This is a genomic window from Rhizobium tumorigenes, assembly GCF_003240565.2.
Taxonomy (GTDB): Bacteria; Pseudomonadota; Alphaproteobacteria; order Rhizobiales; family Rhizobiaceae; genus Rhizobium; species Rhizobium tumorigenes.
The window spans coordinates 60,012-85,111 of the sequence record NZ_CP117256.1 but is presented as its reverse complement, the minus strand read 5'-3'; the positions used below and the strand labels follow the sequence as shown (position 1 = coordinate 85,111).

The 25,100-nt window shown below is 59.5% G+C and carries 27 protein-coding genes; 12 read left to right on the top strand and 15 right to left on the bottom strand.

Annotated features, from left to right (window positions below; genetic code table 11):
• Positions 1-59: 59 nt before the first annotated feature.
• A complete protein-coding gene (locus tag PR017_RS18155) occupies positions 60-950 on the top strand; it encodes a DMT family transporter (RefSeq protein WP_111217350.1) in 891 nt (296 codons plus the stop codon).
• 68 nt (positions 951-1,018) lie between these two features.
• Here the strand turns inward: PR017_RS18155 and PR017_RS18150 are convergent, their stop codons facing one another.
• On the bottom strand, positions 1,019-1,279 hold the full coding sequence (locus tag PR017_RS18150) for a hypothetical protein (protein WP_111217348.1): 261 nt from the start codon (positions 1,277-1,279) through the stop codon (positions 1,019-1,021).
• Between the two features lie 177 nt (positions 1,280-1,456).
• Between PR017_RS18150 and PR017_RS18145 the strand changes: the two genes are divergently transcribed.
• Entirely contained in the window at positions 1,457-1,885 is a 429-nt protein-coding gene (locus tag PR017_RS18145; protein ID WP_111217346.1) for a DUF4174 domain-containing protein, read from the top strand.
• Between the two features lie 133 nt (positions 1,886-2,018).
• Here the strand turns inward: PR017_RS18145 and PR017_RS18140 are convergent, their stop codons facing one another.
• Positions 2,019-2,948: a TIGR03571 family LLM class oxidoreductase gene (locus tag PR017_RS18140; protein ID WP_111217344.1), complete on the bottom strand. Its 930-nt coding sequence runs from the start codon at positions 2,946-2,948 to the stop codon at positions 2,019-2,021.
• Between the two features lie 256 nt (positions 2,949-3,204).
• On the opposite strand from PR017_RS18140, the gene PR017_RS18135 reads away from it, so the two are divergent.
• Positions 3,205-5,778, top strand: coding sequence for an excinuclease ABC subunit UvrA (locus PR017_RS18135; protein ID WP_111217342.1), 2,574 nt, complete (start codon positions 3,205-3,207; stop codon positions 5,776-5,778).
• A gap of 13 nt (positions 5,779-5,791) precedes the next feature.
• Here PR017_RS18135 and PR017_RS18130 read toward each other — a convergent pair whose 3' ends face one another.
• From PR017_RS18130 to PR017_RS18095, 8 genes are all read right to left on the bottom strand, one after another.
• Positions 5,792-6,325 carry a GNAT family N-acetyltransferase gene (locus tag PR017_RS18130; RefSeq protein ID WP_161959292.1) on the bottom strand — a complete coding sequence of 178 codons (534 nt, stop codon included), beginning with the start codon at positions 6,323-6,325 and terminating at the stop codon, positions 5,792-5,794.
• A 372-nt stretch (positions 6,326-6,697) separates the two neighbouring features.
• Positions 6,698-7,432 carry an amino acid ABC transporter permease gene (locus tag PR017_RS18125; RefSeq protein WP_111217338.1) on the bottom strand — a complete coding sequence of 245 codons (735 nt, stop codon included), beginning with the start codon at positions 7,430-7,432 and terminating at the stop codon, positions 6,698-6,700.
• Positions 7,429-8,079, bottom strand: a complete 651-nt coding sequence (locus PR017_RS18120; RefSeq protein ID WP_111217336.1) for an amino acid ABC transporter permease — start codon at positions 8,077-8,079, stop codon at positions 7,429-7,431. Before PR017_RS18120 ends, PR017_RS18125 begins: the two co-directional genes overlap by 4 nt.
• Positions 8,072-8,851 carry an amino acid ABC transporter ATP-binding protein gene (locus tag PR017_RS18115; protein WP_111217334.1) on the bottom strand — a complete coding sequence of 260 codons (780 nt, stop codon included), beginning with the start codon at positions 8,849-8,851 and terminating at the stop codon, positions 8,072-8,074. Before PR017_RS18115 ends, PR017_RS18120 begins: the two co-directional genes overlap by 8 nt.
• Positions 8,852-8,904: 53 nt before the next feature.
• Positions 8,905-9,786, bottom strand: coding sequence for a substrate-binding periplasmic protein (locus PR017_RS18110; RefSeq protein WP_111217332.1), 882 nt, complete (start codon positions 9,784-9,786; stop codon positions 8,905-8,907).
• Between the two features lie 28 nt (positions 9,787-9,814).
• Positions 9,815-10,951 (bottom strand): NAD(P)/FAD-dependent oxidoreductase, encoded by a 1,137-nt coding sequence (locus PR017_RS18105; RefSeq protein WP_111217330.1) that lies wholly within the window; start codon positions 10,949-10,951, stop codon positions 9,815-9,817.
• Positions 10,948-12,318 carry an FAD/NAD(P)-dependent oxidoreductase gene (locus PR017_RS18100; RefSeq protein WP_111217328.1) on the bottom strand — a complete coding sequence of 457 codons (1,371 nt, stop codon included), beginning with the start codon at positions 12,316-12,318 and terminating at the stop codon, positions 10,948-10,950. Before PR017_RS18100 ends, PR017_RS18105 begins: the two co-directional genes overlap by 4 nt.
• A complete protein-coding gene (locus tag PR017_RS18095; RefSeq protein ID WP_111217326.1) occupies positions 12,318-12,617 on the bottom strand; it encodes a 2Fe-2S iron-sulfur cluster-binding protein in 300 nt (99 codons plus the stop codon). The genes PR017_RS18100 and PR017_RS18095 overlap by 1 nt, the downstream gene beginning before the upstream one ends.
• A gap of 107 nt (positions 12,618-12,724) precedes the next feature.
• On the opposite strand from PR017_RS18095, the gene PR017_RS18090 reads away from it, so the two are divergent.
• Both PR017_RS18090 and PR017_RS18085 read left to right on the top strand, forming a co-directional pair.
• Positions 12,725-14,092, top strand: coding sequence for an MmgE/PrpD family protein (locus PR017_RS18090; RefSeq protein ID WP_240538883.1), 1,368 nt, complete (start codon positions 12,725-12,727; stop codon positions 14,090-14,092).
• Positions 14,093-14,154: 62 nt separating this feature from the next.
• Complete coding sequence (locus PR017_RS18085) at positions 14,155-14,940, top strand: IclR family transcriptional regulator (RefSeq protein WP_111217324.1); 786 nt, start codon at positions 14,155-14,157, stop codon at positions 14,938-14,940.
• On the opposite strand, the gene PR017_RS18080 is transcribed toward PR017_RS18085, so the two are convergent.
• The 3 genes from PR017_RS18080 to alr are packed head-to-tail and all read right to left on the bottom strand — an operon-like array spanning position 14,921 to position 17,728.
• On the bottom strand, positions 14,921-15,796 hold the full coding sequence (locus PR017_RS18080) for a TIGR01459 family HAD-type hydrolase (protein ID WP_111217322.1): 876 nt from the start codon (positions 15,794-15,796) through the stop codon (positions 14,921-14,923). The genes PR017_RS18085 and PR017_RS18080 overlap by 20 nt on opposite strands.
• A complete protein-coding gene (locus PR017_RS18075; protein WP_111217320.1) occupies positions 15,786-16,652 on the bottom strand; it encodes a DMT family transporter in 867 nt (288 codons plus the stop codon). The genes PR017_RS18080 and PR017_RS18075 overlap by 11 nt, the downstream gene beginning before the upstream one ends.
• Positions 16,649-17,728, bottom strand: coding sequence for an alanine racemase (gene alr, locus PR017_RS18070; RefSeq protein ID WP_111217390.1), 1,080 nt, complete (start codon positions 17,726-17,728; stop codon positions 16,649-16,651). Before alr ends, PR017_RS18075 begins: the two co-directional genes overlap by 4 nt.
• A gap of 129 nt (positions 17,729-17,857) precedes the next feature.
• Between alr and PR017_RS18065 the strand changes: the two genes are divergently transcribed.
• A complete protein-coding gene (locus tag PR017_RS18065) occupies positions 17,858-19,021 on the top strand; it encodes a Rossmann-fold NAD(P)-binding domain-containing protein (RefSeq protein WP_111217318.1) in 1,164 nt (387 codons plus the stop codon).
• 5 nt (positions 19,022-19,026) lie between these two features.
• Here PR017_RS18065 and PR017_RS18060 read toward each other — a convergent pair whose 3' ends face one another.
• The gene (locus tag PR017_RS18060) at positions 19,027-20,091 is read right to left on the bottom strand and encodes a C45 family autoproteolytic acyltransferase/hydrolase (protein WP_240538882.1); all 1,065 of its coding nucleotides are present in this window, start codon (positions 20,089-20,091) and stop codon (positions 19,027-19,029) included.
• 125 nt (positions 20,092-20,216) lie between these two features.
• Here PR017_RS18060 and PR017_RS18055 point away from each other — a divergent pair, with 125 nt between their 5' ends.
• The 5 genes from PR017_RS18055 to PR017_RS18035 all read left to right on the top strand — a co-directional run bounded on the left by PR017_RS18055 (position 20,217) and on the right by PR017_RS18035 (position 23,672).
• Positions 20,217-21,116 (top strand): HEPN domain-containing protein, encoded by a 900-nt coding sequence (locus PR017_RS18055; RefSeq protein ID WP_111217315.1) that lies wholly within the window; start codon positions 20,217-20,219, stop codon positions 21,114-21,116.
• Positions 21,117-21,304: 188 nt separating this feature from the next.
• Positions 21,305-22,033 (top strand): helix-turn-helix transcriptional regulator, encoded by a 729-nt coding sequence (locus tag PR017_RS18050; protein ID WP_111217313.1) that lies wholly within the window; start codon positions 21,305-21,307, stop codon positions 22,031-22,033.
• Between the two features lie 74 nt (positions 22,034-22,107).
• Entirely contained in the window at positions 22,108-22,734 is a 627-nt protein-coding gene (locus PR017_RS18045; protein WP_111217311.1) for an acyl-homoserine-lactone synthase, read from the top strand.
• A 36-nt stretch (positions 22,735-22,770) separates the two neighbouring features.
• Positions 22,771-22,959: a hypothetical protein gene (locus tag PR017_RS18040; protein ID WP_111217309.1), complete on the top strand. Its 189-nt coding sequence runs from the start codon at positions 22,771-22,773 to the stop codon at positions 22,957-22,959.
• A gap of 281 nt (positions 22,960-23,240) precedes the next feature.
• Positions 23,241-23,672 carry a helix-turn-helix domain-containing protein gene (locus tag PR017_RS18035; protein ID WP_111217307.1) on the top strand — a complete coding sequence of 144 codons (432 nt, stop codon included), beginning with the start codon at positions 23,241-23,243 and terminating at the stop codon, positions 23,670-23,672.
• 286 nt (positions 23,673-23,958) lie between these two features.
• Here PR017_RS18035 and PR017_RS18030 read toward each other — a convergent pair whose 3' ends face one another.
• A complete protein-coding gene (locus PR017_RS18030) occupies positions 23,959-24,435 on the bottom strand; it encodes a helix-turn-helix domain-containing protein (protein WP_111217305.1) in 477 nt (158 codons plus the stop codon).
• Positions 24,436-24,580: 145 nt separating this feature from the next.
• Here PR017_RS18030 and PR017_RS18025 point away from each other — a divergent pair, with 145 nt between their 5' ends.
• The gene (locus PR017_RS18025) at positions 24,581-24,910 is read left to right on the top strand and encodes a hypothetical protein (RefSeq protein WP_111217303.1); all 330 of its coding nucleotides are present in this window, start codon (positions 24,581-24,583) and stop codon (positions 24,908-24,910) included.
• Positions 24,911-25,100: the final 190 nt, after the last annotated feature.

Genomic DNA, 25,100 nt, shown 5'->3' with positions numbered 1-25,100 from the left:
TGCCTCGTTGCTTCCTCGGCCGGCGGCTTGCCGCCCTCCGAGTATCAGTGCGAGATAAGATGAATTCCGGAAATCGAGATACCAGGCCGCTTGCAGGGATAGCACTTGCCTGTGTCGGCTACGCCTGCTTCGCGATGCAGGACGCGATCGTCAAATGGCTGGTCGCCGACTACGAGGTGCCCGAAATCCTCTTCATGCGCAGCTTCGTCATCGTGGTCGTCAGCGGATTTCTGGCTAGATACCGCAAGCATCCGTCGATCTTCAAAAGTCCGCATCGTTCGTCGGTCGTTCTGCGCGCCGCCCTCATGTTCTTCGCATGGCTACTTTTCTACAACGCCGCGCGCCACCTCGAGCTTGCCCAGCTCACCACGCTCTACTTCTCCGCGCCGATCATCGTCGTGTTTCTATCGATCTGGATACTCAAGGAGAGAGTCGACGGGGGACGATGGATCGCTTGCATCGTCGGTTTCGTCGGCGTCGCGGTGGCCGCGAATCCGAGCCACACGCCGGATCTCATTCCCACGGCCATGTGTCTTGTCGCAGGGTTCTTCTGGGCCTGGAGCACAATACTCGTTCGTCTCGTGAGCCGAAGCGAGTCGACACTCACCCAGATGTACGCGACCAGCCTCCTGTTCGGGGTGGCATGCGCCGTCTCGTTTCCCTGGATCTGGAAGACGCCTGATCTGATGGGCTGGGTGCTGATGCTGGGTTTGGGAGCCATCGCGACGATCGGCCAATTCATCCTCTACGAGGGTTTCCGATATGCGCCGGCCTCCGCGCTGGCCCCTATCGAGTACACCGGCCTCATTTGGGCATTCGGGTACGGGTACCTCATCTGGTCCGAGTTGCCGGCCATAAACGTCTTCGCCGGAGCGGCGCTGATCGTTGCTTCCAGTGTTGTCTTAATCCTCTGGGAGCGGCGGCGGGTGCCCTTTGCTGCGCAAGATTAGCCGTCGCGGAAATGGTCTGCCCTGTTCGCTCTTTCAGTGGAATGTTCGGGCTGTAGGCCTCTGCCCGGTTATGTTTCTAACCGTCCTACAAGCTGGGCCACCGATGCGACAACCTCCCGAAAGGCTTCCGAGTGGGCGATATCCGCCGAGATCGCCCGCAGCAGTTTCGCCAGATCGTGAAGTGGTCCGATCAAGTCGATGCGGCCAATACTGGCAAGTTCGTCGATCAGCCCCACGATGACGCGATGCAACTGGGACAGCACCCGCTGTCTCTCGTCTGCACTCAGCGTGTCCAGCGGCCTGAGTTCTGGCCCTACGTCGCGATCCAAGGCTACCTCCGGTGTCTTTGTCTGATCGTCCCGACCGGCACTCGGACATACATGGTAGAGTCGGGGCTCTCCATTCCAAGGGGCGCTGATCAATTGACCGTTCGGATTAATCGATTACCGGGTTGAAGCGAACATTGTTCATGCCGGTGCGTTTGGCTGGAAGAAGGGAGACGGAACATGAAAACCGTAATCATAGCATCTGCCATCGCTGTTGCCTCAGTCATGGCATCCCAGGCGTCCGCCACGATGGACGAGCTCGCAAAATATGAATGGAAAAACCGCGTCGTTGTCCTGTTCGGCAGATCTGGCAATCAGAAGCTCGCGAGACAGGTCGAGATGCTGAAAAGCCACCAAAAAGACCTCGCAAGCAGGGACATGGTTGTCATCACGGTGATCGGCGACGAAGTGCGTCCGGTCTACGGCGACGCGACCGGCGTGGATGCCCGGAAGCTTCGGCAGCAAGCCGGCATCGAGGGCAATGCCTTCCAGGCCGTGCTCATCGGCAAAGACGGCGGCGTCAAGCTTCGCAGTTCTGAGGTCGTGACGGATGAGGCCATGTTTGGCCTGATAGATCGAATGCCGATGCGAAAAAACGGCCAGGGCTGATCGCGCGCCAGCCAGCGCCGGCGGTTGCAGCATCCGCATAAGGAGCGTGGAGACGCCAACGCCGAGCATTGACGGGAAGTCGCCCCGGACCTGCCACCGCCTGAAACCGGGTCGAAAGAAGCCGGGATCGCCATCAGAATCCCGCCTCCGTCATCTGACCGACTTCAGCCATGACGTCCTCGGAGATTTCCTGCAAGATGTGTTCGACCGGCCTGCTCCTCGAAGCAAGATTGAACATCACATGGTTCGCGCCCAGCTCATGGATGTCCTGAAGATAGCGGACCAGCGCATTCCTTCCGACCCGCATGCCAAGACCGAGGGGTTCGGGCGGCGCATCTGTGTCTTCGGAAAGATCCAGTAACATGGACTGGCTGAAGCTACGGTGTTCGGTCGTCACCTTCCCGACAGCCATCTTCCAAAGCCCGATGCGGTCGGCCTGGGCTGACAACGGGCGGTAGTAGGTCGCCCAGCCGACGGCATTGCGGGCAATCCACTCCAGCGACTGCGAGGCCGAGCCGACGGCAAGCATGGAAACCGGTGCGGATCCTGTGCGCGGCCGTATCTGAAATTCCGGTCTGACAACGCTCTGCTCGTCAAGAACTGCACCATCTTGTCCGAGAGCGGCGGCTAGCCGTGTCCAGTTGTGCCGATAAAGCTCCTTGCGGTTCTCGAAGTCCTCGCCGAAGACGGAAAACTCCGATGGTCTGTCGCCGGATCCAAGTCCGAGCACGAAGCGCCCTTTCGACAGCGCGTTAACAGAGAGGGCAGCTTTAGCAACGTGGAGAGGATGCCGCAGCGGGAGGACGATCGACCCGCTGACGAGATTGATACGCGTCGTCGCCAGAGCAAGGGCACCCAGGAGAACCCACGGATCCGAGTGTCCGGTCGGATCCGGATAGCTGTCGCCGTTAAGGGGGACGTCGCGAACCCAGATCGCCGAGAAGCCGAGCTCGTCAGCCCTGCGGGCAATCGCTATCTGGGTTTCGAAGTCGAAGTCGGCCGCCTGCCTCGGCTGTGACGGGAGCACGATTCCAAGAGTGAGGCGGCCTGGTTCGGTAATCATGGGTGCCCGTCGTATGATACAAAAGATAGCGCCTTACACAGATAGGCTTTGTCCGGAGCGTCAACGAGGTCTCGTTGGGATTTATTCCGAATAGGGCATCGACCGGTTGCTTCCTTCGACCCTCAGGCGGATCGATTATGGTAGACAGATGGCAGTGGAGACGGAGCGCGTGAATATCCGCCGGCGCTGTGCTCGCCGTTGATCGGCGGAACGAGTGTGCTATCTCCTCGCTTAACAGTCACGCTCGAGATCCCAGATGGCGAAAAGACACAGCGACGGTACAGTCCCTCCGGCCGAAAGGCTCGAAGGGTTCGTCAGAGTCCGTGGAGCCCGCGAGCACAATCTGAAGAACGTCGATGTGAACATGCCAAGGGACGCCCTTGTCGTCTTCACGGGCGTCTCCGGATCTGGGAAATCCTCCCTCGCTTTCAGCACGCTCTATGCCGAGGCTCAACGCCGATATTTGGAATCCGTCTCTCCCTATGCCCGTCGACTCTTCACACAAATGAGCGTTCCGGACGTCGATCAGATCGAGGGTCTCCCGCCTGCCGTCGCCCTTCAGCAGCAGCGCGGGTCTCCGACAGCACGCTCGTCGGTCGGCAGCGTGACCACCATCTCGAATCTCCTCCGGATGCTGTATTCCCGAACTGGCACGTACCCTCCTGGCCAGCCTCATCTCGAGGCGGAGTCCTTCTCATCGAACACGCAGGAAGGTGCCTGCCCGCAATGCCATGGCCTCGGTCGTGTCCATGAGGTGACCGAAGCGTCGATGGTGCCGGATCAGTCGTTGTCAATCCGCGAGCGCGCCGTGGCGGCATGGCCACTGGCATGGGGCGGCCAGAACCTCAGGGACATCCTGATCACCCTTGGCATCGACGTCGACAAGCCATGGCGGCAGCTTCCGGAGCAAACCCGCGATTGGATCCTGTTCACGGAAGAACAGCCCATCGTCCCGGTCTATCCGGGCCTCAGCCATGAGCAGGTAAAGCGTGCTGTCGCGAGGAAGGACGAGCCCTCTTATATGGGCACATTCTCAAGCGCGCGCCGCCACGTCACCCATAGCTTCGCGACAACGCAAAGCGCTATGATGAAGAAGCGGGCTTACCGCTACATGCTCAGCAGTGCCTGCCCGCTGTGCGAAGGAAAGCGGCTGCGAAAGGAATCTCTCTCGGTCACATTCGAAGGTCTCGACTATGCCGAGATGAGCAGGCTGGCGATGGCCCGTTTCTCGGAAATCTTCGCGCCCTATGCAGACCCTGGTGCCGAGAAGCTCGTAGCCATGCGACGGAAGCACCCTGAGAAGGCAATGGTGGTGCAGCGTATCGCAGGTGACCTTTGCAGGCGGCTGGCGGTCGTTCTCGATCTCGGTCTCGGCTACCTTACCCTCGAGCGGAGCACGCCCACTCTTTCTCCCGGCGAACTCCAGCGACTTCGCCTGGCCACCCAGGTCGTCTCGAACCTGTTCGGCGTCGTCTATGTCATGGACGAGCCGTCGGCGGGATTACACCCCGCCGACACCGAAGCTCTACTGCGGGCGCTTGACGGACTGAAAGCGGTTGGAAACTCGCTGTTCGTCGTGGAGCACGAACTCGACGTCGTCCGGCACGCGGACTGGATCGTCGACGTGGGACCGGCCGCCGGCGAACTGGGGGGCGAGATCCTCTACAGCGGCCCCCTGGAGGGCATGCGGAATGTCGAACGATCGGAAACCGCAAAGCATTTGTTCGCGAAAGCCAGCGAGCCATCGTCAAAGCGGAGAGAACCGGACGGCTGGCTTCGCCTTTCCGGTGTCACCCGAAACAATCTTCGCGACGTCGACTGCGCGTTTCCGCTTGGGGTCATGACGACAGTGACAGGCATTTCGGGGTCGGGCAAGTCAAGTCTGGTCAGCCAAGCGCTTGTCGAACTCGTCGGCGAGGCGCTCGGCGCTCCGGTTCGTCAGGAAAGCGACGCGGAGGACGAGGCAGCGCTGGAGGTGGAGCCAGGCATGCCGACGCAGGGAAGGATCGAGGGCGGGCTGGACAGGATCCGACGCCTCATCCAGGTCGACCAGAAGCCGATCGGCCGGACGCCAAGATCGAACCTCGCGACTTATACCGGGCTGTTCGACCATGTCCGTTCCCTCTTCGCCGCCACGCCGGAAGCAAGGAAGCGCCGCTATGACGCCGGGCGGTTCTCCTTCAATGTCGCCAAGGGCCGCTGCCCGCGATGCGAGGGTGAAGGCTTCGTCATGGTCGAGCTACTTTTCCTTCCAAGCGTCTATGCACCCTGCCCGACTTGCCATGGCACCCGCTACAATGCGCACACGCTCGAGATCGAATACAGGGGGAAAAACATCTCGCAAATCCTGGGGCTTACTGTCTCAGACGCTTGGGAATTCTTCGACGACGCCCCGAGCGTCAGGGCGTCCCTGAAAGTGCTGCGCGAGGTTGGACTGAGCTACCTGCGTCTGGGTCAGCCTGCGACCGAGTTCTCTGGAGGCGAAGCGCAGCGGATCAAACTTGCGACCGAACTTCAGCGAGCCCAGAAGGGTGGCGTTCTCTACGTGCTGGACGAGCCGACAACCGGGTTGCATCCGTCCGATGTCGAGCGGCTTGTCGTCCAGCTCAATGCACTGGTCGAGGCAGGCAATACTGTCGTTGTCGTGGATCACGATATGACAGTGGCAGCAGCCAGCGACTGGGTGATTGATATCGGACCCGGTGCGGGTGACGAGGGTGGAAGGATAGTCGCCAAAGGCACGCCCCAACAAGTAGCCAGTTCGAAGGGAAGCCGGACAGCTCCGTACCTAAAGCGTCTTTTCCAACTTGATGAAGGCGTCACCCTATAATGCCTTAGGGACGTCAAAGAGCTCTGAACTCGGCTCCGTCAAGCATCATCAGCATCTGTGGCGGAGAAAATGTGTCTAAGTACAACTGCAGTTCGCAACTTTTCCATTCGCGAAAACCCGCCGACAAGTAGAGCCTGATCGCCGCCTCGTTCGTGATTGTGACAGCGAGCACAACTGACCGGCCGTCCCGACAGGCTTCGGAGACCGCAGCATCGAGCAAATGCCGCGATAGGCCAGTCCCCCGGGCAGTCGGCCTGACATACATGCCTGACAACGCAGCAACGCCACTTCGGTATTCTATCCGCCTTTTAGTCAGAGCAACAACGCCCATCAGAGCGCGCGTCTGGTCGATCCCGCCAAAAACATGGTCAACGTCCAACTTTTCTAGATACCACGCCTCATCGTGCGCGAGCTCCTCGCCAACACTCATGCCCAAGGCGTCTTGATTGTCCGCGATGGCTTCTCTTCGGATATCGCGAAAGACCGCCGTGTCCTGTCTCCCAAGACGACGAACTTCGAAAAGACGACTCGATGTCTCGCGTAGCAACCGGCATTCTCCCATGCTTCGCTTGTCGATTGATACCACACACTGTGGCCAGACTTGCCCCTGTTACGTCGCCCGTCTTCGGCGGCCGGTGACGTCGATTTAATATGCGCGTGCAGGCCTTTTGATCGCATTTCGAACGCGGGAGAGCATTTGTGACCTTGGATGTTGATTTCCGCTGAGAAGTGACCCGCCTGTTATGTATGTTTCGGGTCTCGGATGGTACATTCCATTTCCAAGTGCGACATCCCAATGATTTTAAGGGTTTTACTTTGGAGATTTTGGTATGTCTCGGTGCTACACGCAGATCACCCTCGCCGATCGCCAACGCCTGCATCACCTGGTGGCGGCAGACGATCCCATCAACGAGGGAGGCTAATGGGGTTGCTGAAGGTTCAGAATCCCGCAATCGGCACCTCGACGTGCACCACGCGGGATGCGGTGGATAGAGCGACCTATCAAGCGCCCCTCTACCCACCGTGCAACCAGGGAGGCCGGCCAAGCCAGTCCGAAATAAAGTAATGCGGTCAGCGCAAACACGTGAAGCGGCCTGAAGCTCTCCGACATGAGCTCCCGCGAAACCAGCGTCAGTTCTGGAACCGTGATCAACGCACAGATGGAACTGTCCTTCAAGAGCGAGACCATATTGATCAGCAACGGAGCGACCGTGTACCGGATCGCCTGCGCCAGGAGCACATGCCGGAAAGCCTGGAAGGGCGTCATGCCACTCGCCATGGCCGCCTCGCGCTGTCCCGATGGAATGGCACGAAGGCCGGCGCGAAAGACCTCGGCGAGATAAGCGGCATAGACCAAGGCGAGGCCCATTGTACCAGCCAGGAACGCCGGAAGCATGATGCCGGCGCCCGGTAGCGCAAAGTAGAGGAGATAGAGGATGACCAGAAGCGGCACGCCGCGAGCAACTGTGATGTAAAGTCGCGCAAGACAGCTGACCCAGATATTTCGGCGACTGCGCAGATATTCGATCATGAGTGCCAGCACGAAGGCAAGGCTGAACCCAACTGCGGTCAGCGACAAAGTAACCCGCAGTCCGGCGAGTAGCCTGGGGCCCCAGTCCGCGATGTTGTCGGCGATGACTTGAAGAAACATCATTGGCTCTCCAGTCGGCGCTCGAAGAAGCTCACGGACTGCGCCATGACGCCTGTCAGAACGAGATAGACCATAGCAGCACTCCCATAGATCGCGGCAGTCTCGAAGGTTTCGTTGACGAGTTGTCGGGCATTGAACATCAGCTCCGGCGCCGCAATGGCGGCAACAAGCGATGTGTCCTTGATCAGCGCGACTGCATAGTTTCCGATCGACGGCAGTGCCAGTCTCAATCCCTGGGGCAGCACGATCAGTCGGAAGGCGAGAAAGGGGGTTAGCCCGGACGATGCGGCCGCCTCCCTTTGTCCAACTTCGACCGACAGAAACCCGGAGCGGAAAATGTCGACGGTCACGGCGCCGCCGATCATCCCCAGTCCCAAGACAGCAGCTCCCATTGACGACAGCCGGACGCCAAGAGATGCAAGGCCGAAGTAGAGTAGGAAGAGAAAGGTCAGGCTCGGCACGTTGCGCAATAATTCGACATAGAGGCGGATCCCTGCCTGCAATAGGCGGCACTTCGTCAGGGCGGATATAGTCGCCAATGTCAGGCCAATCCCCAGCGCGACGATAAGGGCTCCGACGGTAACCTCAACGGTCACGAGCGCTCCCTTGAGGAGCGCCGTGACGATCAGTCCGGGCAGAGCCTCATCCATTGCCCCCTCCCCGACCCTGGAGCGATCCAAGAAATTGTTTCAGGCGCGGCGACTGAGGCTGATCAAGCACCGTTCGCGCAGGACCCTGTTCGACGATGTCCCCGCCATCCATGAAGATGACGCGATCGGCAACCTCTCTGGCAAAGCCGATCTCGTGGGTCACAAGCACCATGGCAAGTCCTTCGGCTGCCAGCTCCTTGATGACGGTCAATACTTCCCCGACCAATTCCGGATCGAGCGCGGACGTCGGTTCATCGAAAAGCAGGAGCTTTGGCTGCTGTGCCAACGCGCGTGCGATGGCTACGCGTTGTTGCTGTCCCCCAGAAAGCCGATGGGGCATCTCGTCCGCCTTCTGGGCCAAATGTACCTTGGCCAAGAGGGCGCCGGCAAGCCTGTCGGCTGCATCGCGTTTCATGCCTCTGACCTTGCGTGGCTGCAGTGCGACGTTGGCACGGACAGATAGATGCGGCCAGAGATGAAAGTGCTGGAACACCATGCCGATCTGGGCGCGTTGCGGTGCCATTTCACGGTCCGTCATACGCTGGCCATTGGGCCTGCGACCAATCGTCTGTCCCTCAAGACGTATCTCGCCCTCGCTTGGCGGCTCCAGATAGTTGATTGCGCGAAGGCAGGTCGACTTGCCGGAGCCGCTCGGACCGATGAGCGCGACGCGCTCGCCGCGGGCAAGGCTAAAGGAGATATTCTTGAGCACTGTCAGATGGCCGAAGGATTTGCCGAGATTGAGAACCTCGAGAAGTTTTGGGGTGACCATCGCGGCCTCTCTCGTTGGAGTGCAGGGGCTTGCCATCAGGCAATGCGGATCGGTCAACGGCCGCAGACGGGTGGCGTCCAGTCTGCCGCGCGGTCGACGCCGGCACGAAAGTTTTCTGCAGCGGGTGTGTAGTTCGCCTCACTGACATTGCCGTAGCGTTTGCCGATCGTCCTCACCTCACACGATGTCCACAAGGCACGGATTTGAGTGCTTAGGTCCGCCGCAAGATCCGCGTTCTGTTTGGAAAGGCCGAATACATATTGGCGGCCGAGCCCGGTCAGCAGGGGAAAGTTAAAGTCGTTGTCGGAAAAGGGAAGATTGACGAGGTGCCAGGCAGGATTCTTCGACAGGGCGTAGTCGATCACCGGCGGGTCGCCAACCAGTGCCTCGATGCGTCCAGCGTGCAGATCGCGAAGGGCGGCATCCGTACTATCGTAGAGCGTCAGTTCCAGACCGGAAATTTTGTGAAGCTCTGGCAGGAACGAGAACCCTGTCATCGAACCAACCTTGCGATTTTCCAGATCCTTGAGCCTGTGCCATCCGGCATCCTCGCGCGACGTTACACCGTTTTGAAAATAGCCCGTGGGGTCGGTGAGCGCGAGCGTATCGGCGCGCTGCTTCGTCCAGGCGACATTGCCACCGATAATGTCGACGCGCCCGGTCTGGACTGCGGCTATGGCGCCTGTCCATTCCATGGGGACCGGCTTGATCACCAGGCCGAGCTTGTCGGCGGCAATCTGCAGAATATCGCCGTCGTAGCCTGCAAGCCTGCCATCGCGAACCACCAGTCCTGGCATGTCACCGGTAATGGCGACGGACAGAACATTCGGCTCACTGAGATGATAGGGCCGATCGACAGCCGCTGCGGGCCGCGATGAAATGCTTGCTGTAAGCGCCACGGCGCCAAGGAGAACTTTGTAAAATAGAAATCGCATGTTGGTTCCCTTTCTCTTTTTGTAAATGTCAGGCGCGCGCGCCCAGCGCGTGACCTGGTGTGAAACGGGTCATGGCGAGGCCCGCAATTGATGTCGTTGTGTGGCCCTCGAGGCTGAGTTCCGCCAGCACGGCGCCGACGGCAGGGCCAAGCTGGAATCCGTGACCCGAAAATCCGAACCCATGAACAAGACGATCGACAGCCGGGCTTGGCCCGACCACCGGCAGTCCGTCGGGCATACGTCCCTCGATGCCAGTCCAGCTTCTGAGCAGCAGGACGTTCCTGAGTTGAGGCACCATGCCGATGGCAGCGACTGCAGCGTCCATCGTGGTTTCGGCGAGCGGCCTTGCACGAAGATGTTCGCGATCAGCGGTGCCAAGGCCAGCCCCGAATATGACGCTGCCATTGGGAGCCTGGCGGATGTAGATGCTGCCGCCGCAAATCCCGAGATTGGGTCCGATCAGGGGCGGGATCGGCTCGGTGACACACATGTTCGGTGCCATGACTGCTTCTTCAACGTGATCGCCGAATTGCGCTGCTACCGCTGCGCCCCAGGCTCCAGCCGTATTGACGAGACGGCGGGCTCTGATTTGGGTCGGCTCAGCGTCAAGCCGGAGAAAAAAGCCGCCTGTGCCGGTCTCTGCGCTGATCACCCGGCAATTTTCAAGTATGTTGGCACCCATCAAGCGCGCGGCGCGCGCAAATGCCGGGGCAACCAGCCGCGGATTGGCTTGGCCATCCTCTGGGCAAAAGGATCCCCCGACATAATGTTTTGCCAGATAGGGAAACCGGCGCTTGAGATCGGTAGCGTCCAACAGGTCGGCGCGGATACCGTGGTCGCCCAGCAGCAATCGATGCGCGCTCAGGTCAGCGAGGTCTGCGTCGTTGCGCGCCAGTTTCAGGTGACCGGTTGCAGCGAAATCGCAATCGGTGCCAATGAGGTTGGGCAGATTGCCCCAGATCGCTCTGCTGCGGCGCGCCAGCGCCATCTCCGCAGGATGACGCCCTTGCTGGCGAACTCCGCCATAATTAACACCGCTTGCCTGGGCCCCGCAACGGCTCTGCTCGACCAGTATGACCGAGGCACCTTGAAGACTTGCGTGCAGAGCGGTTGAGCAGCCGGCAAGCCCGCCGCCGATGATCGCCATATCGTAAAGTTTTGTCATGGCGAGCCTGGTGCCAAGTCGCCAAGTGTCAGCGGTTTAATCGGCGCCTGGCCGCGCAAGCGTCCTACCGTCTTTATCTCCGCGCTGCCGGCCGCCGCAATCAGTTCGGCGGCGGCTGTTCCACAGATCCGACCCTGGCAGCGTCCCATTCCGACCCGGCAGAAGGCCTTGATCCTGTTGATCTCTGCTTCACCGGTCGACGCCACCGTCTTGCGGATCGTACCCGCCGTTATCCCCTCGCACCGGCAGACGACGACATCGTCGGGCAACTGGGCGATCATCTTATGCGGCAGGGGAAAAGCCTGGTTCAATGCGTTTCGAAAGCGCGCGGTCTTGTCGATCGCATGCCGATCACGGTCGATCTTCATCGGGACGGAGTGACCGTTGTCTTGAAGCAGAGCAACTGCTGCCAACCGTCCACTGGCCTCTGCCATCTCACTGCCCCGGATCGACAGTCCATCACCGGCGAGATAGATGTTCGCCATGGAAGAGCGGCCGTCGCGGTCGGCAAACGGCAACCATTGTCTCTGAGCAGGGTCAAACCAAAACTCAAGGCCGAGCAGATCGGCCAGTTGGGTTTCGGCCTTGAGGCCGTGGCCGAGTGCCAAGGCATCGCAAGCCGCAATGCGCTCGCTGCCGCGCCAAGCGTAGGCAAGCCCGGTGACACCACCGTCTGTGCCGCGCAGGACTTCGAGGAGCCGGACGCCTGTCATTACGGGGACGCCGCGTGCCAGGAGGGCCGCAACGTAGAACAATCCTTTTGCGAAGATGGCGCCGCCCGACGCCAGCGCTGGCAGCAGCGCAAACTGTTGAAAAGGAGCGCTGGTCTCAAGGACGGCAGCCACCGTGGCACCTGCTTTCGCATATTGGTAGGCAACGAGATAGAGCAGCGGTCCGGTGCCCGCAAAGACGACGCGGCGACCAATCAACGATGCCTCTGCTTTGAGCGCGATTTGTGCTCCGCCGAGACTGTAGACGCCGCGGCCCGTCCATCCCTTGACTGGCACGAGCCTGTCCATGCCGCCCGTCGCGATGATGAGCTGCGACCAGTCCTGGACCGCAACACCCGCTTCGTCCAGGATATGCAGCTCGCCTTCACACACACCCCAGACCTGGGTTCTCGGCCGATAATCCACGGCCTGTTCGAGCGCGTCGGAACGTCGACGGAACGTTGCCGCCCGTCGTGCATCGAATCCGTAAAGCTGACGTGTTGATCGTATCAACTCCGGCTCAGGACGGCGGAAAATCTGGCCACCGGGATTACGGGCTTCATCAATCACAACGGGACGCACCCCCGCCGCCGCAAGCACCCCTGCGGCAGCTATACCTGCAGGTCCCGCACCGACGATGACCACGGGGGCGGCCATCAGATTGTCCCCGGCGCGCGGGTAACGAGCGACATGCCTGCTTCGAGACGACTGGTACAGGCGCGCAGACGTCGCCCGTCTGAGTGCCACAGCCAGCAGTCCTGGCATGCCCCCATCAGACAGAAGCCGAGCCGAAGCCTGGAACGGGAGGACATGTCAGCTGATCCGTAAGCCAGGCGTAATGCGCTGAGAACCGTCTCTCCCTGCCGTGCCGTCAGGCGACCACCATCGAGGAAAAAGTCCAGGGGCGCTGCAGGCTTCTTGTGAGCGCTGCGGCGCGGATCGTCTTGAGCGACCATTATCCTCTCCTTTCTAACCAATTTCCAAAAGGCTAGACTTCCACATTATGGATGTCAATGCTATAATATATCCATTATATCAGATTCACTTGGAGGATGTTCGAAACATGAATACTACCACAGAGAGCATACCGAACGATCCCGACCTGCAGCCCGTGGCCGCTGTCCTTGCCGGTTCTTGCGAACGGATCAAAAAGATGCCGGGCAACACCCTCGACGCGGCGCGGCGCACGGTTCTGGACACGCTTGGCGTGGCGACTGCGGGCGCGGCAACGCAGGCCGGCCATGCGTCGAGACGGGCGGCGGTCGACATATGGCACGCTGGCAATGCGACCGTCTGGTTTTCGAAGGAGCGGCTGGCACCGGCCGGCGCGGCTTTCGTCAACGCGACCTATGCTGCGGCGCTGGATCTCGATGACGGCCACAGACAGGCATCGGGTCATCCAGCCGCCGCGATCGTTCCGGCCGTGATCGCCGTCGGCGAACAGATCGGTGCCGATGCCAGCCGACTTCTGACAGCAGTGACCCTGGGCTACGAGGTCGCAGTGCGTATTGCCGCTGCGCGCGATATCCGCCTTCTGCGCACGACCGACACCGGCCTATGGTGCGGCCCAGGTGTCGCTGCGGCCGCCGGGTGGTTGCAGGAAGCCCCGAGCGCTGTGGTCGCCGAAGCGATCGCAATCGCCGCACACACATCGACGTCGCAGGCTGCCACGGGCTGGACCAAGATCGGCCATACGGTGAAGGAAGGCATTCCCTGGGCAACAGCGAATGGACTTCAGGCCCTGACCCTGGCGGCAGCCGGTCATCGGGGGCCAGTCGATATATTCGACGACCCTTCCCTCTACGATCGCCGGCGCCTGATCGACGGCTTCGCCGCGCGCTGGGCGATCGAACGGGCCTATTTCAAGCTTTACAGCTGCTGCCGCTGGGCGCATGCCGCAATCGATGCGGCCCTGATCCTTCTCAAACGAAGCGGGATCGTCCCCGCCATGATTGACCACGTCCTCGTAGAGACCTTCGAACGCGCGCTGTCGCTGCCAAACCAGAGTGAGCCTCAGTCGCTAGAAGCCGCGCAGTACAGCATTCCCTTCTGCGTAGCGCTGGCGTCGGTGCATGGAGCCTCTTCGCTGCTGCCGATGGAAAACAGACATTTGAGCGACCCACGGGTGACCGGGCTTGCCCGCCGCGTCCAGCTGAAATATTCGCCGATTTACCGTGACAGTTTCCCCGCAGCCACACCGTCACGAGTGACGATAACGGCGGGAGGTTGGAGCAGGACGGTCGAGGTCCTTTTGCCCCGAGGCGAGCCTGACAATCCATTGACATCGGCAGATCTGCAAGAAAAGTTCATGACGTTGTCTGCAGCGCTTCCCAGGGAGGCTCAGCGCCTTGCGCTCCTAGAAGCGGCCCGCGACCTCGGTACCCGTCAGTCCTCGGCGCACCTCTATGCGGCCCTAAGGTATCCCACCTAGACGTTTACTTTGCCCCCGCGATGTATAAGGAATGCCCTCTCAACCGGCGTTTGGGAGCGGGCATGGCCAACGACGACATTGCAGCCAAAGGAACTCAGCTCCTCGACAGGGCCGTTGCGATCCTGAAATTCCTGGGCGATGCCGGCCAGGGCGGCGCATCCATGGCGACCATCGGAACGGCAATGGGCCTGAAGCAGCCGACGGTCCATCGGATCGTTACCGCCCTGGAGCGCCACGGGCTCGTCGACCGCGAGCGGGAAACGAAGCGTTACCGGCTGGGATTGGCCCTTTTTGCGATGGGCGTTTCGGCTGCCGATGGCACTGGACTTCGCCAGCTCGCCCGACCGGCCTTGTTGAGGATCGCCGCTGCAACCAACGACTCGGTGTTTCTGATGGCGCGAGCCGGCTTCAATACGGTCTGCGTTGATCGCCAGCAGGGAACTTATATCATCGACAGCCTGACCGGCCACATCGGCGGCCAGATCCCGATGGGCATCGGGCCGGCAAGCCAGGCAATCCTTGCCTTCCTGCCATTAACCGAAGCCGACGTCATACTCGAGACGAATGCCGAGCTCTACAAGAAGTTCGGCGGTCTCTCGTCACGCAAGCTGAGGCTCTTGCTTGCTGAAGTCCGAGAGCGGGGCTATGCGTTGGACGATGGCGAGCTCGTTGCGGGCATTTCCGCGATCGCTGTGCCGATCTTGCCGCCTGGCCGGGATGCGATCGCCTCGATCGCCATCAATATGACAAGCCCCAGGATGGCTGCCGAGCGCATTCCAGAGCTTGTTGATCTGCTGACAAGAGAAGTGCGCAAAATTGAAGAACAGCTCAACCCACTGGTGGATTGAGCATATGAGTTTCAACCCAGGCAAACCGGCGAAGGAAATAGTCCGGTACAGCCTTATGCCTTCCGCACAGCGCCGCCAGCACTTCCGGATCGAGGTGATCGTCACGCCAGACTTCGGCGTGGTGAACCCCCGTCAAGACGAGTGCCGAGCGGATTCCGGCGCGTTTGGCACCGAGGATGTCAGTTGCCAGATTGTCTCCTATGGCAATCACGTCTGAAGCTTGCAGATCGAGCATCCGAAGGGAGCCGACATAGGCTCCGAGCCCAGGCTTTCCAAAGCGGATGACGGTGCCACCCAGCGCCTCAAAGGACGCCGCCACCGATCCAGCGCATAAAACCCTCTTGTCACCAATCATCACGTCAAGGTCGGGATTGGCGCAGACCATAGGCAGGCCTCGCTGCCGCGCATGCTCGAGCACAGGCGGGCGATCATCAAAATCGCCGGTGGCAAGGACAAAGTTCGCCGCATTGAGGTCTGTCGTCTGCCTGAGCGCGAGCCCACTGAGAAGATCCGATAGTTCAGGTGGCCCGACATGCAGGTAGTGCCGGGCGGCCGGCCAGATGGGAGAAGCAAGCGCTGCGTAGGCAAGTTCCCCGGACGTGATCAGCCCGTCATAGAACTCGCGGCCGAGACCCATTGCGGCAAGCCGGGATGCAACGGCCTCCGTACGCCTTGGTGAATTGGACAGCAGGCATATGCGTATGCCAGCCGCTCGCACTCGCCGCAGAGCATCCCTGACCGGCTCGTACAGCTCGATACCATCGTGAAGGACGCCGAAGACGTCCAGGATAATACCACGGAAGGACTGAGCAACCTCCGCGAGGGTCGTCTCCAGGACCATGTTCTCAAGCTGCATCGGGTCGTTCCTTGTTATTGCGATCGCCCGGGCGCGTCAGCAGATGGATGAGGACGGCGGTCAAGATGATCCCGGCGCCGGCTAGGGTTTCAGGTGCCGGCGTGCGCGCGAAGGCAAGGAACACCCAAAGGGCTGACAACGGCACTTCAGCAAGCGATATGAGGGCCGCCTCAGCCGGCGATGACGCGCGTGAACCGGCTGCAAAGAAGATCAGACCGAGCGTCATCTGCACCAGCGCAAAACAGGCCAGCACGACGCCTTCTTGAAAGGAAATCGAAAGCGACGGCGAAAGCATACCGCCCGCAATTGCTGCGATCGCATTCGAAACAGCCACCAGAAGGTAGATCGATGTTCTCGAATGATGGAAAGCGATCGTCATCAGCGCCATCAGGCAGGTCATCAAGAGTGCAAGGCAGTCACCCGCAAGATGCGAACCCGACGATGCCGAACCGGAGAAGATGACGGCCGCGCCAAAACCGGCTAATCCTCCCAACCCGAGAGTGCCCGGCGACAGACGATCTTTGCCCACCCACCGCGTCAGCAACGATGTCATCAATGGAAGCGAACCGTGGATCACGGCGACATTCGCAACGGATGTCATACGGATAGCCGGAATGAAGGCAAGCATTGCTGACGCGGAAAGTATGGCTGCAATACAGCCTGCACGATCGAGTTTCGAACGGGCATGCCCGTTGTGGCTCACCATGATCATGAGGGTAAAGAGCAGTGCGAACAGACTGCGCCAGAATATGATCGTCCAGACGCTGGCGTGCGCCACCCCCATGAACAGCCCCGCCGTGCTAAAAAGCAGCGCCGCGGCCAGCAATTGCATTTGTGCACGCCGTCGCGCGCTCATGTGCTTCTTCCGGTTGGCATGTGGTAAAGACGGGTGCAGGACGCTCCCGTGCGGACCATCACCTCTTGCGCAACGGTGGCCCCTGCACGCGCCAGGACTTCCGGCGGTGCTGTCGCGCTGATGAAATTAACCCGTGTGCCTAGCTGAGTTGCAACAAGCGGTATGTCCGTCAGATCGAGGGCGCAATATTCCATGGAGACCCGACCAACCAGAGGCGCCTGATAGCCATCGATCTCTGCCGACATTTGGTTCGCTACCTGCCAGGCAAGGCCGTGCCGATAGCCAAGCGAGACGACACCGAGGCGGGTCGGTCGATTGGCAACGAAGGTCCCCATATAGCCGACAGGTTCGCCGCGGTAGATCGTCCGAATATCGATCAGCGGCGCACTGAGCCGGATGACCGGCGTAAAGGGATTTGGCTTAAGACCCGCGTTGTTAAGGCCGAATAATCCTGATCCTATGCGTACCCGGTCGAAGTGGTAGCGGTCGCCCAGCGAGACGCCCGCCGAGGCTGCCAAGCTTCGCGCTACGGCCGGTCCAAGCATGCTGCACATCCCGACAAAACGGTGCCGCTGCAGCTCGTTTCGTGGATTGGTCGGGTCATCCGCAAAAGCAAGATGGCTCATAGCCAGTACAGGCGATGGCAACTGCGCGTGAAGAAGCGAGCCCACCTCATCGACCCCCAGGCCCAGCCGTCCAAAGCCTGTCTCTAGATTGAGTGCATAGCCAGGTATGGCCAAAGCGGCCGCCCTTGCCTGTGCCAGTGTGTTGCACACCGGCGTCATGCGGTTCCTTCTGTAGGTCTGAATACTCTCCATGTGCAGTCCTTCGAGAATGAAGATATCTGCCTGGGTCAGCTCGCGGCGCAGCCGCAGGCCCTCCTCCACATTTGCGACAAAGAAACTGTCGCAGCCGGCACGCCAAAGTGCACCGGCCACGGGCTCAAGTCCGAGACCGTAGGCGTCGCTTTTGACCACTGCGCTGACGGCGACGCCCTGCCCGACGAGCGCCCGTATCACCGCGAAATTCGCCTGGATTGCCGCTAGGTCAACGTGAAGGACCGGTTCGTTGCGCATCGTCATTCCAAGACTGCCTTCAGAAATATGGATATTCCTGGTTGCAATATACGTGACATTGAGTCATATTGCAATCCATAGATGCATATCCGCTGCAGAATCCGAATCTGACAATTAGGAGATAGTGCGATGGCTCAAACGAAACGCCGCTCGAAAATTTTGATAATTGGCCAGGGGGTCCTCGGTGGAGACGTGCTCGACTTCCTGCTGCAAAGCGGTGCAGACATCGAAATTGCCGTCGGTGCGCGCAACGGTGACAAAGCTCTGCATCGCGTCAATCTGGCGCGTTACACGGCGATGAATCTCGGTTTCTCACCGCCTGTCGAGATTTATCCGATCGACCTCATGAACATCGAAGCGACAGCCGAAAGACTTTCGCAAATCAGGCCTGATATCATTTTCAACGCCGCGACCATGCACAGCTGGTGGGTTATCACCAAGCTTCCGCCGGATGCATTCAGGCGTCTCGACGAAGGGCGTGGTGGCATCTGGACCCCGATGCACCAGGTCTTGATCCGCAGGCTGATGAAAGCCGTGCGACTTGCGGACTCGAAAGCCGTCGTCGTCAATGCGTCCTATCCGGATGTGGTGAACGCCACATTGGCCGCAGAGGGGCTGGCGCCTGCCGTTGGTATTGGCAATATCGCCAATGCCGTTCCGGGCATTCGTCTGGCTGCGGCCTCCATGCTCGCGCTGCCGCCTGTATCTATCGATGTCCGCTTCTTCGCACATCACTATCTCAGCTATCGGATGCCAAGCACCGGCGGCACGGATGGGGCCCCTTATCACCTCAGCATCTATGCCGACGGACTGGAAGTCCCTCGCGAGGCCATCGATCACGCCAAACTCTTCTCCCTCGTTGCCGGACGGTTTCGGCGCGTCAAAGGTCTCGCCGGCCAGTCCGTCACCGCCTCGTCGGCCACAGCAATGCTTTTGGCGCTCGTACGTAGAAAGGGGGAGGTCGTGCATGCCCCGGGTCCGCTCGGTCTTGTCGGCGGGTATCCGGTCCGCGTTTCCGCTGACGGCCTGCTTGTCGATCTTCCAGCTGGCCTGACGCTCAATGAGGCCATTGCCATCAATCGCGAATGCCAACGCTATGACGGAATAGAGAGGGTCGACGACGACGGTACCGTGCACTTTACGGATGTGGCTGCCGATGTGCTCAAAGGGGTCCTGGGCTTCGAGCTTCGTTCCTATCCTCCACAGGAATGCGAGGCCCGCGCCGTAGAACTGGCGGCCCGTTTTGCCCAATTTTCCCGCCAGAACGGTATGCTCGAGGTAAAGGCTAGCTAAGCTTGTTAGGCGCCAGCGGGCTGCCGCAAGCCGATGCTTCGATAGGCAGCCTGGTCAGGGCGACCGATTGCGATCATCGCCTCGCGCCGACCGCAATCGAAGATCGCAGAGAAGGCGGTCGCTGTTTGCTCGCGCGACGATGGCGACTTGGAGATGGCGTCTGGTGCGCCGGAACGATCGCGAAGCAACGCCTCGAGGTCGCGGACGCCGGTCAATGCGAACTGACGCGCCGCTCGAAGGCGAGCTCGGCTGGATGGGTAATGACGGGCACCGGCCTCAATGTCTTCCCACATCGCAGGCTTGGGAAAAAGTGGGTGGTTCGTGTGAACAACGGAGCGGACGGCCCGGTCGGTGACGCCCACCGAAGGCCCGAGTTCAGCCACGCGCAAAGTCCCGTTGGCATCGCCAACCAGGAAGCAGCGTCCGGACATGTGGGGATAGGCGCGCAGCACGGCGATGGCGGCATCAGCGCTCGACTGATGCAGCATCATACGGCGAATGACGAGGCTTGGCAGACCCACATGCGAGGTATCGAGAAGGAGATCATTATTGACGAAGGCAAGGCCGTGGCGATTCATGCCGACCCAGCCGAGCGTACCCGGCGAGGCAATTGTCAGAATATGAGAATCCGGACCTTCATGGATGAAGGCGGTGAGATGCCGCTCGGTGCCTGCAGGCGCATCCCAGTTCTGGGCAACAAGCACGCCCTCGTCGCGCGCGATCCCGGCGGACGTGCACCCGGTCTTGCCTTCGATAAAAAATTCGAAGGCAGAGAGCAGATAGACATCGAGCCCGGTCAGGCCGGTGGCCGCAGCCATGCCATCGAGCTCGGCGCGCATATCAGCGCAAACAGCGGAAAGCGCCTGAAAACCGGGTGTAGCCCTCATGCAGGCCCGATCCCAATCGGCGCTATTTGTGGAGGCTCGTAATGAGGCATAAGCGTCCAGGATCGGACCGTGGAGATGCATGCCGTGCTGACGACCCCGCTCCGATGCGGTACCACGCAGGGTGATGACGGGAATCTGGTCGGTATGCATGAACAATCCGAAGCGTTGAACCATGCTATCCATATTGTGGATATCCTCACTCGCCTAGTGATTGCTCGTGAGGATTGTGCGAAACATGGGTGCAGCGTGGCGTAACCTTTTTATGCTATAAAGGCCGCAGGTTCGTGGGCCAAACTTGATGAGATGGAATGACGACGATGGACGGTCTCGATCACCTGCCGCCGCGCAAGCAAGAGGAGCTGGCGGAGGTCGCGCGGATCCTTTTTGAGGAATTCGATACTGCACGACAGTTCAAGCTTAAGGGGGAGCTTAAGGCCGCCCAGATCTTGAAGATCATCCTCTTCGGCTCCTATGCCCGTGGCGGATGGGTCGAGGACCGCATGAGCGGCTACCGCTCGGACTATGACCTTCTGATCGTCGTCAATTCCCATTTGGTGGCAGAAAACTTCGACTGCTGGGAAAGCGCCTCCGAGCGCTTCGTCCGTGAGCTGACCATCACCAGGCATCTCGAAACGCCCGTCAATTTCATCGTCCATTCGCTTCATGAGGTGAATGACCAGCTTGCCCGCGGTCGCCCGTTTTTTGTCGATATAGCCCGTGACGGCATCGCGCTTTACGATGCGCCGGGCCATCCGCTGACGTCGCCGCGACAACTGTCCACAATGGAAGCCCGCGACGAAGCCCAGCGGAATTTCGATCAGTGGTATCCGAGTGCAATGCACTTCTTCAAGCATGCAAAAATTGCGATCTCTGATGGCACAGTCAACGAGGCAGCGTTTTTCCTCCACCAAACGATTGAGCGGCTATATCATTGCGCCCTGCAAGTCATCACCCTCTACAGCCCGAAGTCGCACCGACTTTCGGTCCTGCGATCGCATGCTGAGCGGGCCGATGAGCGTCTCATCGATGCCTGGCCGCGCGATACAAAATTCGCGCGACGCTGCTTTACCAGCATCGACCGCGCCTATGTCGAGGCTCGTTATTCCACCAAATACGCAATTGCCGATGACGAGCTTGAATGGGTGGTGCAAAGGGTCACCGTTTTGCAAGATATCGTTTTGAGCATTTGCCGAGAGCGGCTGGCCTAGCCGCGAGCTTCCCGGCACCTGCGCGCGATCACTGGCGGAAGATATTCCCAGGCCACGCGCAGCCGCAACCCAATTTCCTCGCGCCCTTGTGAACTGGCGTGGCTATGGTCGGTCGAGTTGGAGAGGGAATAAGACTTTCACGGGCGTCGCTGACGCTATCGGCAATGTAACGGCTTTAGGGAAGGCGAATGGATGATCTGATCGCAGATATTCTTGTCGATTTTTTCCGTGCAAGCGAGGTGTCAACCACCAGGGCTCACCTGGTCGCGGCAGTGGATGCTGTCAGTCGTCAGCTTGGCATCGAGCACTTCGCCATGGCTCATCTTCCCAGTGCGCATGAACCGCTCGACGGGTTTTTCATCGGGGAGCGCTGGCCTCCAGGATGGCGGGAGCGGTACCTGAAGTCCAATTATTTTCATTGCGACCCGGTCGTGCGTCTTGTCAGGACGTCCGACCGACCCATCGTTTGGTCGAAGTCGATCCGGATGCACGCCCTCGGAGAAAAGTCCAAACGGGTCATGAGCGAAGCTGCCGAATTTGGCCTGCTTGACGGGGTAACAATACCCTTGCATTCCAAGTTGGGTCTGGATGGTCTCTTTTCTGCAGGCGGACGGCGCGAACCAATGCGACCCGTAGAGGTCAGCCTGCTTCAAATTGTCGCCGAAAGCGCCCATCGCCGTCTACGAGAGCTGGTCTCTCCGAGACGTTCACAACCTGACAGCCCCTATGTCACACGCAGCGAGCGCGAGTGCCTGACCTTGTGCGCGGACGGCAAGACGGACAGGGAGATCGGCAGGATGACCCATCGCTCGCCAAGGACTGTCCAGGCCCATCTTCACAATCTTCAGCAGAAGCTCGGTGTGTCCAACCGCGCTCAGCTGATCGCAGAAGCCTTTCGCCGCGGTCTCCAATATTAAAATTACGACATTTTACGAATAGAAAATGCTGATCTTCGGTTGCATTCTTCATTAGTACACCTGGAGATCTAGATATGCTGAAGGTAATGTATGAGAATGACGACCCGGGCCTCATGACGCGCGTGTGGGCGTTCCGGCATCGGCGATTTGTCGAACAAATGGGTTGGGTGGAACTGGCCCGGGATGATCATCTCGAGCGCGATCAGTTCGATACCGCGACGGCTCTTCATCTGGTGCTCCAACACGACGATGAAGTGATCGGTTATTCTCGTCTGTTGCAGACGACGGGCCCTCACCTGGTCAAAGAACTTTTACCGGCTTCGGTTTCGCCTCGTTGCGGACCGAGCAACTATGAATGGAGCCGGTGCGCCATCGCGCGTGATTTGCCCCTGCTTTCCGGCCTTCGCGCCGGGGACATCCTGATGACCGGCGTACTTGAATGTCTCACCGCCATTGGTGCGAACGCCGTCACCTTTCTGACATACCCTGCGGTCGTCAGGATGATGCGGCGAAGAGGTTATCCCGCATGCGTTATAGCAAACATCACGGTCGCAAACGGCGACGATGTACAGGCGGTGTTTTCACGCCTGCCCGCAGGATTGCTCGCGCGACAGAGGCAAAAAGCCGGCATTGGCCATCCTCTTTTGACATGGGGCAACGCAGTATCTCGGCTCGTAGGTCGCGAATCTGAGGCGGCATAGCGGAGACGGGCAGTGGTACGGCCGAAGAAATCGCTGATGGGATCTGCCGATGCCACCAGCTTTATAGTTGAGATGATTTACTTGGAGACATCCGCCTTGCTGAAGATCGCCGATGAAACCTGTCACCGCTATCCGCCGGCGACCGACTTGCATTTCATCCGATATCTCCTGCGAATGCTCGTAATCGAAGCTGAGCAGGAAATGAAGAAGCGCAGCCGGCAGTAACAGACCGCTCCTCCGCTTCCTACGTTAGTGTTAAGACATTGTCTTAAAGTTCTTTGCAAAAGTGAAACGCGTTGGTAGAATTCAACCAGGACGAAGATCGTCCCGGGGCGTAGAAACCCCATTCGGTACAACGCACATGAGCAATTCTTCGCGACCATTCTCGGTCGGGGAGCCTGTGGAGCATGCAAGAGGCGCTTGCGCTAAAGTCCACGGGGGGCCGCCGAAGGTCTTTCTAACTCCCCGGCTCTTAATGCCAGACATCTGGCAAGTGGGAGCGTCTCATGGAGCAAACTCGAAATTCGAACGCCGTGCGGCCAGTCCGGTCCACGGATGACCAAAGTCAGATCGATCGTGTGGTCGGCAAACGCATTAAAAAGCGACGCCAGCAGTTGCGTATATCGCAAACGGCTCTGGGTGCCTCCGTCGGCGTTTCCTTCCAGCAAATTCAGAAATACGAGCGGGGTACGAACAGGGTCAGCTCGGCCATCCTCTATCGGTTTGCCGGGACGCTTGGCGTACCGATCACATATTTCTTTGAAACATTGGCGCACCCGGAAGCAAGCAGCACAGAGCTCGATCGCAAAGCGGCCATGCGGGAAGACTTTGTGGCCACAGACGAGGGTCAAAGGCTTGTTGATGCCTTCATGGCGATTCCCCAGAAAATGCGCCCCAAATTCATATCATTGCTGGCCACTTTTTCCGTTGAACTTTGACGGATAGCCTCGGTCGCGCTTCAATGGAACTCCGCTTGAAGGCCTGCCCGGCACAAAGGGCGACAGCTGAGACTGATGAACCGGCGAGGGAGAACTGGCGCTTGCCGCCAAGCTGGTCGGCAGGGCGGCAAGCGTCAACTACTGGCTGGGCACCGACGCAATACAAAGGGGTGCAAGACGAAACGTAAATCGATACTGTTAAGAATATGCCAACATTTTTACGGTTTTTCCGATTGGCTTCTGTCGGTGGCGATAGCGTTTGCCAAAGATCCCGGTCCGACAATGCCTATTTTGACTGAGGAGAGGTGTTTCGTAACGCTAGCATCGCCTCCAGCAAGGTGGTCACGGTCTCAAGGCTGTCCGGCGGCAACTGCTGGGCTAGTTTCGTAATGCGGCGGCGCTTTTGTACCTCTTCCGGATCGTCCCCCCACAGATGCGGTGCCGCATTGAAAAACAGATCGTCGGGTACGATTCTAAGAACCTCGCATAGCTGAATAATGCGCGTTGCCGTCAGTTTCGTAATGCCGTTTTCATACCGTCCATAGGCGGCAGGGGCAGAGCCAAATAGAATTGCCAACTCGGCTCGCGTCAGATTTCTCGACACCCGCGCCTCCTGGAGCGCTGCGACAATTCTCTGGTCGAGTTCATCAGGTGTCAAAAGTTCATTGAAGCCCGGTCGCCTGTAGACCGGCCGGTCTATTTTTGGGTCATCCGTTGCAACGAGACCAGCCTCTTCAATGTAATTTTCCAATTCCGTCTTCATTAACACTCGCCTCGACCAACGAGCGATTCATACATGAATTTCCCGCCGCTTGGCTATCTGCATCGGGCGGGTGATCACAGCAGACATGAAGTTTTTCCGCTGATGCCCGAAAAGCGATCAAGACCTGGAAAGGAGAAAGGACAAGATGACAGATCAAAAATCGAACAGGGAACTTGCGTCACTCATCAAAATGCACCGCGAAATCGCCATCAGGATGCAGGAAATCAAAGACCGGGCGATCAATCAAAAGGAGCCGCCCGCCGAATGGGCCGAGTGCGTCTCGGCAGAACTGCAAATCCGCCTACAGTTGTTGCGTTGGGCTCCCATAGGCTCGACCTTTACCGACAAGGCGCTTGCCTACCTCATGGCCATTTCCCAGCTTGCAGAGCTTGACCAGGATGAGCAGACGTTGGCCTTCGTCCTATCGGCGGCGATCCGGAGCGATAAGGTTATCCGGGGCACATTGGAGAGTTAGGCCGACACGGCTCGCGTGCTCTTTTAGACGCGGCTCATTGCGATGAGCGCGACACGCGCGCCGACAGATACCACCGAATTGCCATCGGTCCCCCTCAGACCGCAGAGGCACGTCTGGTTACGATGGCCTGTTACCACAAGCCCTTAACGGCTTCTTTTGTCGTGGCCGCCAAGCAGCGCTGTCCGCCAGA